The organism is Thermococcus sp. (assembly GCF_027063845.1).
Lineage (GTDB): Archaea > Methanobacteriota_B > Thermococci > Thermococcales > Thermococcaceae > Thermococcus.
In genome coordinates this window covers 1-6,490 of the sequence record NZ_JAMOQU010000064.1, presented here as the reverse complement: position 1 = coordinate 6,490, position 6,490 = coordinate 1, and the positions used below count along the sequence as shown (strand labels likewise).

The 6,490-nt window shown below is 53.1% G+C and carries 6 protein-coding genes; 3 read left to right on the top strand and 3 right to left on the bottom strand.

Annotation, left to right across the window (positions count from 1 at the left end):
• Window positions 1-96 precede the first annotated feature (96 nt).
• The 3 genes from MVO87_RS04175 to MVO87_RS04165 all read right to left on the bottom strand — a co-directional run bounded on the left by MVO87_RS04175 (window position 97) and on the right by MVO87_RS04165 (window position 3,748).
• On the bottom strand, window positions 97-957 hold the full coding sequence (locus MVO87_RS04175; protein ID WP_297512107.1) for an alpha/beta hydrolase: 861 nt from the start codon (window positions 955-957) through the stop codon (window positions 97-99).
• A gap of 77 nt (window positions 958-1,034) precedes the next feature.
• On the bottom strand, window positions 1,035-2,336 hold the full coding sequence (locus tag MVO87_RS04170; RefSeq protein WP_297552324.1) for an MFS transporter: 1,302 nt from the start codon (window positions 2,334-2,336) through the stop codon (window positions 1,035-1,037).
• An 89-nt stretch (window positions 2,337-2,425) separates the two neighbouring features.
• Window positions 2,426-3,748, bottom strand: a complete 1,323-nt coding sequence (locus MVO87_RS04165) for an SLC45 family MFS transporter (protein WP_297552322.1) — start codon at window positions 3,746-3,748, stop codon at window positions 2,426-2,428.
• A gap of 88 nt (window positions 3,749-3,836) precedes the next feature.
• On the opposite strand from MVO87_RS04165, the gene MVO87_RS04160 reads away from it, so the two are divergent.
• From MVO87_RS04160 to MVO87_RS04150, 3 genes are all read left to right on the top strand, one after another.
• On the top strand, window positions 3,837-4,589 hold the full coding sequence (locus tag MVO87_RS04160; protein ID WP_297552320.1) for a glycerophosphodiester phosphodiesterase family protein: 753 nt from the start codon (window positions 3,837-3,839) through the stop codon (window positions 4,587-4,589).
• Window positions 4,573-5,319, top strand: a complete 747-nt coding sequence (locus tag MVO87_RS04155; RefSeq protein WP_297515589.1) for a glycerophosphodiester phosphodiesterase family protein — start codon at window positions 4,573-4,575, stop codon at window positions 5,317-5,319. The genes MVO87_RS04160 and MVO87_RS04155 overlap by 17 nt, the downstream gene beginning before the upstream one ends.
• 41 nt (window positions 5,320-5,360) lie before the next feature.
• The coding region (locus tag MVO87_RS04150) for a hypothetical protein (RefSeq protein WP_297552318.1) at window positions 5,361-6,490 on the top strand (1,130 nt) is incomplete at its 3' end.

Here is a 6,490-nt window from a genome sequence, read left to right as displayed (position 1 = left end):
GAGGATAGCAGAACCAGAGCGACAACGATGAGCATTATGGCGTTCCTTAATGACTTCATCATCTAAAGAAAGGGGAAAGAATGCGTAAAAACCTTTCTAAAGGTGCTTCCTGAGAAAGTTCCTCACCTTGGCTTTCCACTCCTCAGGGTGTAGCTTTAAAGTCCTGACGTGAGGTGCATCCGTGACCCACAGCTCGACGTCCCGGTTTACCTTTTTGTTCCGCTCGTAGAACTCCTTCACTTCCTCGGGCCTTACAAGGGGGTCCTTCTCTCCTGCTATAAGGAGGAGCGGCTTTCTAACTTTATCCGCGTACTCGAGCATGTTGAGCTCTTTGGCCCCGCTGAAGAGGACCGTAAACGGCTTGACGAAGTAATAGAGCCACTCCGGAAGGTTCGCGAAGTACTTCAGGCCCCTTGCCCCGGTTCTGTTGAGGTAAATTGGTGGTGAGTCGGCGACTCCGCAGGTGATTCTCTCGTCCTCGGCGAGGGCCCTTATGGTGACGACCGCACCCATCGAGAAGCCGACAAGGCCTACCTTTTCAGCCTTCTCAGGGTGGTTCTTCTTCAGCCAGTCCACGGCCGAGAGGACGTCAATCAGCTCCCTTTCGCCGACGGTGGTGAACTTCCCCTCGCTCTTTCCATGGGCCCGGAAGTCAAAGGCCAAAACGCTGTAGCCTTCTTTGAGAAGGAACTCGATGGTCTGCTTCATGTAAACCTCGTCCCACCTGCTCCTCGTGTAGCCATGAAGGGGAATAACGACAGGGCCCTCGTTGGGAACCCACCAGGCGCTGAGCTTCAGCCCGTCCCTCGTCTCAATTGTCACGTCCTCGTAGTCGTACCCCAAATCTTTGGGAGTCCAGTCACCGACGAAGCGCGGGGGCTTTACCATCTTGTAAGCAACAAACGCCGAAAATGCCAGGAACGCCACGATGAGAAGCGTGATGATTGCCAGTATCATACGCCATCACCCATCTGACTCATATCCTCATTGCCTCCATCTTGTATCCCAATCTGGAAAATTGAAAGAAGCCGTATTTAACCCTTCTCGGCCTCCAGGTTCTTCATGAACCAAATCATGGGCATCGCGAGGAACACCAAGACGGCACCAAGCGGGAAGAGCACCCTGTAGTTCTCTCCCGCGAGCTGGACTATGGCGCCTCCTATCGTGCCCGCGAGGAGAACCGGAAGCGAGCGCGTGGCCTCGAAGAAGCCGTAGTACCGACCGGTGAAGGCCTCCCTTTCGAACTTGGTCAGCAGGTCACCGATTACCGGATACGATGAGGCCATGAGGATTCCCCAGCCGATTCCCGCTATTCCAAGGGCTATTGTTATCTCGGTCTTCGTGCTTATGAACCAGCCCCAGAGCTGGGGGAGTGCGAAGATAACGCCACCGAGGACTATGCTGAGCCTTCTGCCGAGCTTGTCGTAGAGTATTCCTCCCGGGAGGGCACCGAGGAGGACGGTGACGTTAAAGAGCGCCATGAGGTAGAGGCCGAGGGAAGTTACGGCCTTGATGTTTTCCTCCGTCGCCGAGCCGTAGAGGATGAAGGCAAGTATTCCGTAGAGGAACATCCCTATGAACTCAAAGCTCATCCACCAGAGGGTCTGTGCCGCGTAGAACTTGAGGAAATCGCGGTTCTCAACGATGCTCTTGAGGTAGTCCGCGAGGCTCTCATTGTCTTCGATTTCGGGAGCTTCTGGTTCCCTGACGATGAAGTACACGAAGAGCGCCGCGCCGATTAGGAAAAGGGCGGTTATGATAAACGGTATCTTAAGATACGGGGTCTGAGCGAGGGCCTTTATTCCCTCGTTTTCTCCAGTCATTGAGACGGCCTTGGCGATGAGGTAGCCGGCCAGACCGAAGAGGAAGAGGTTGCCCGCCCATTCGAGGAGCGTTATGACACCGCTCGCAGTCCCCCTGTGGCCGCTCTCAACTGTGTCGGGCATGAGGGCGCGGTACTGGGCGGTGTAGATGTGCATCGAAAGGTAGAAGAAGCCAAGAGTCATAGCAAACCCCCACAGGGGAACACCCATGGCGTAAGCCGTGTAAATCATGAGCACGGCAATTCCAGAGAGGATTCCGCCGACCATGATGAACGGCCTTCTCCGCCCGTGCCTTGAGCGCAGGGTATCGCTGTAATAACCAAGCAGAACCGGAACGAAGAGTCCTATAAAGCCCTCCGCAGCGAGAATAGTTCCCTTAACGAACGCGGATTCGGTGTAGCTCGAGAGCAACGGGAAGGAGAGCCCCTTGTTGAGGGCCCAACCGACGCTCCTGCTGAATCCTAACAGTGCCAGACCAAGCACAACACTCCAGCTAAAACTCCGCTTTTCCATACCCCCACCTCCCATTTTGACAGGTTCCTGTTAATAAGGAAGTTTTTACATTTTCGGTTCTCAGACCAGAGAAAAATAACGAAAGAGCATCAGTCCATGTCCGGAACATAGTCCAGTGCATCTCCCTTCGAGCGGACGACGTCGCCCCTCCTGACGAACTGCATTGCCACCACGGCCAGAGCAAAGAAGGCCACTGCGAAGGGAAGCAACGTTTTGTAGCCGATAAGGTCAAGGAAGACTCCAGCGAGGGGCGGTGCGAGCAGGTTCGCAGCCTGGCTGAAGAAGTAGTAGAGGCCCGTGTAGCCGCCGAGCTTCTCCTCGGTCGTCATGTCGACTACCATGGGCAGGGAGTTCACGTTGACCATCGCCCAGCCGATTCCACCGATGAAGAACAGCCCCATGAAGGTCATCACAACTGGGTCGCTCAGCGAGCTCGACTGCGGGCGGGAGCTCTCGCCGACGATGTAAGCTCCAAGGAGTATCGCAATGACGAGTATGAGGCCAATCGTTATAGTCTTTCTCCTGCCAATTCTCGCCCCGAGGAAGCCCGCTGGAATTGCAAATATCATGAAGCTGAGCGAGAACAGGCCGAGCATAAACGCTCCGGTGCTCTCCTCGATGCCGAGGTAGTACTTGGCGTAGCTCGTGAAGAAGGTCTCGAGGGAGTTGAAGGCCACGAACCAGAAGAACACCGCGAGGAGTATCGCCAAAAGGCTCTTCTCGTGGCTCGCGAAGACGTCCTTGAGGTTCTCCTTGAGCTCGCCGAAGCTCTTGTGGGAGGTCTCAGCCAGCAGTTTCTTCAAACTGAGCTTTTTCCCGGGCTTTCTATATTCCTCTGGCTCTGGAACCGCGAGGACGACGAGCAGGTTTGCAAGGAGCATTACCGCCGCACCGAAGTAGAAGGGGTAGGCGTAGTTCATATCATAGAGAACCTTGCCACCGAAGTACGCCAGAAGCGCTCCAAGACCGCCCATGAAGTTGATTATACCGTTTGCCTGGCTTCTCTTCTCGCTTGGCGTTATGTCGGGCATGAAAGCAACAACAGGGGAACGGAAAAGGGCCATGAAGAAGTTCATCAGTATTATCGTCCCCATGAAGAGGGCCAAATTGCCGTGCTCTCTGGCTATTGGAATCAGGGCAAACATCAGGGCTGCCGAAGGGGCGCCGAGGAGTATGTAGGGCTTACGTCTGCCGAGCCTCGTCCGGGTCATGTCGCTGAGCGCGCCGAGGAACGGAAGCAGTAGAACCGCAAAGAGGTTGTCTATTGTCATGATGAAGCCCGTGACCGTTTTGCTCAGGTGGAAAGTGTCCTGAAGGAAAATCGGTATGTAGGCGTTGTAGAGGGCCCATATTATGCTGATACCAAAGAAACCGAAGCCGAGGATGAATATCCTGCTGTATTTAAACTCCATGCCTCCACCCCCAATTCTATATAGACTATATTGCTTGGAAGAACGAGACTTTTAAGGATTGTGAGCTCAATTTTGGGCGGTATTAAAGATGCCATCTCCGAACAATGAGTTTCAACTCATACTAGGGCATAGAGGATTCAGAGGACACTTAGAAAACACACTACCAGCCTTTAAAAGGGCGTTAAGATACGCGGACGGAATAGAGTTCGACGTCAGGCTGACGGGAGACGGAAGGCTCGTGGTGATTCACGAAGGGGAGTTCAGGGCAGACGGAAGGAGTTACCGTGTGGATAAGCTGACTTACAGGGAGCTTATGCGCCTTCACCCGCTCGGAAAACTCGTTCCAACCCTCAACCAGGTTCTGGAGCTCTCACTAAAAGTCATGAACGCAGACGTTAAGGACCCGAACGCGCTCTCGCTTCTGATTGGAGAGCTTGAACGGAAAAACTTTCTTGGGAGGACGGTCATCTCAACGGACGACCTGAGTATCGCGATGAGCGCCATTAAGGAGTGTCCCGATTGCAGAGTGGGATTTTCAATAACCTGCGCCCCAAACCTGGGGCTAAGTCTAAGACAACTCAGGGGCATTTACTCAATCCACGTTCCCCTCGACCTCGTCCGGTACGTGGGAACGCGCGGTCTGCGGGCACTTCTCCGATTATACCGCAAAAAGGGTCTCCAGGTTTGGCTCTGGAATTACAGGATGAATGAACCTTCACTTGTGCCAAAGTTCATCCATCTGGCCGATGCGGTAATTTCCGACGACCCCGCGAGGCTGAAAAGGTTTATATCTTCAAGACGCACCGAGGTTGAGGCGACGCTCTATGTGGGAAAGGAATGACGTCATAGTACTCGGCCATAGGGGATGCATGGGAAAACTGCCCGAGAACAGCCTTTTAGCCTTCAAGAAGGCCGTTGAGGCAGGAGCGGACGGAGTTGAGCTCGACGTTTGGCTGACCCGCGACGGAAGGGTAGTGGTCATGCACGACGAGACCATAGACAGGACGAGCGACATGAGCGGAAGGCAGAAGGACATGACGCTTGAGGAGCTTAAAAAGGCCGACATAGGGCTTGGCGAGAGGATTCCAACGCTGGAGGAGGTTTTTGAAGCCCTTCCCGATGATGCCTTCATCAACGTTGAGCTCAAGGACAGGGACGCAGTTAAAGAGGTCGCCAGGATTGTGAAAGAAAACAACCCCGATAGAGTGCTAATTTCGTCCTTTGACATTGAAGCCTTGAGAGAATACAGGAAGCACGATAAGGAAACGAGAATAGGCCTCCTAATAGACAGAGAGGACGTGGTTCCACTTATTCCAAAGCTTAAGGATGAGCTCAACCTGTGGTCGGTGAACGTTCCGATGGAGGCCATACCCCTAATCGGTTTCGAGAAAACGGTTCAGGCGATAAAATGGGCCCGCTCCCTTGGACTCAAGGTCGTCCTCTGGACCGAAAACGACGAGCTGTTCTACAAGGACGACAACCTGCTGAAGCTCAAGGGGCTCTTCGATGTCGTGATAGCGAACGACGTCGAGAGGATGCTCTCCTACCTCAAGAACGCTGGACTCAGGTAAACTTTTTAAGGTTTTTCATTTTACTTTCCCCGGTGGGGTAAGTGGAGAGAACCAGCTACCTGCTCATCATAATCGTTGTACTTCTCTCGGTTTCCCTTACAGTCCCATCCCACACGTACTCCCCACCTTACGCGGGCTTCTTCGGGAGCACCATCAATACTTATGGGGGACCACCAAGATGGGTCGGCTACGTTGAGTGCACCGCAGACACGAGTTCCTACTACAGCTACATAGTGAACTGGACGCTAAGGTATCCGCACGACTACGGCGTCTCTGAACCGGGGGTGTTTAAAACAACGATTCTTGTGAGGAACTGGAGCAGATTTTTGGGGGAGATGCCCTCGAGGTGCTACGTCCTCGGACGGGACTCACTCAATTACGACAACAAGCTTTATAGGGCGTCGGAGAGGCTCAAAAACCTAACCGCCGGCACGCCAGACTACGAAAAGCTCGAGCCGTTCTTTGGCTTTGTAAGTTCTCCGGAAACACCCGTCAACGTGACGCGGGTTGAGGTTACGGTTTTCTCCACTGGCATGATGAAGCCGGTGAAGCTACCTTTTGTAATAACCTGGCTGGGGGTTCTAATTGTTGGTATTGCGGGGGCTCTCATGAGTTACAGGCGAAGCAAAGCCCTTCTCGCGGTCTTCCTTATCACGGTTTTTCTGAGTGTTATCTTCTTTGGGGAGTACATTCAAATGGAAAGAAAAATTTCCGGGACGGCAGAGGCGTTTAACGAGCTACTGACCCTGAACTCCACCAGCGGATGGTGTACCGAGATAGGAAGTGCTCAGGGGGATTTCAGCTCCCGCGATGATGTCAACTGGTTTCTCAAAACAGTAGAGAAGAACAACGCAACTGTGAGTTCGGTCAGATGGGAGGACATAGTCCTAAGAATCCATGTTAAGGTGAATAAGAGCGATTACATGAAAATCCTTAGGGCGTTTAAAGAAAGAGGCTGGGAGACTTCAGTGATTGACTCCAAATACCTCAATACCCTCCTGGAAGAGAGACACAGGACACGGGAGATAAACGAAACCATGATGACGCTTGAAAAATACTTGCCGTATCTAACCCCGGACGAGAGAAAAGCCGTCGAGGATTACATGGCCGGCCTAAACGAGACACTTCACCAAACCAAAGGGCAGGAGAACCTGTGCATAGCAGTTTTTGC

Coding starts and splice junctions, on each gene's coding strand:
- MVO87_RS04175 (WP_297512107.1), bottom strand. CDS start 957: ATGATACTGGCAATCATCACGCTTCTCATCGTGGCGTTCCTGGCATTT.
- MVO87_RS04170 (WP_297552324.1), bottom strand. CDS start 2,336: ATGGAAAAGCGGAGTTTTAGCTGGAGTGTTGTGCTTGGTCTGGCACTG.
- MVO87_RS04165 (WP_297552322.1), bottom strand. CDS start 3,748: ATGGAGTTTAAATACAGCAGGATATTCATCCTCGGCTTCGGTTTCTTT.
- MVO87_RS04160 (WP_297552320.1), top strand. CDS start 3,837: ATGCCATCTCCGAACAATGAGTTTCAACTCATACTAGGGCATAGAGGA.
- MVO87_RS04155 (WP_297515589.1), top strand. CDS start 4,573: ATGTGGGAAAGGAATGACGTCATAGTACTCGGCCATAGGGGATGCATG.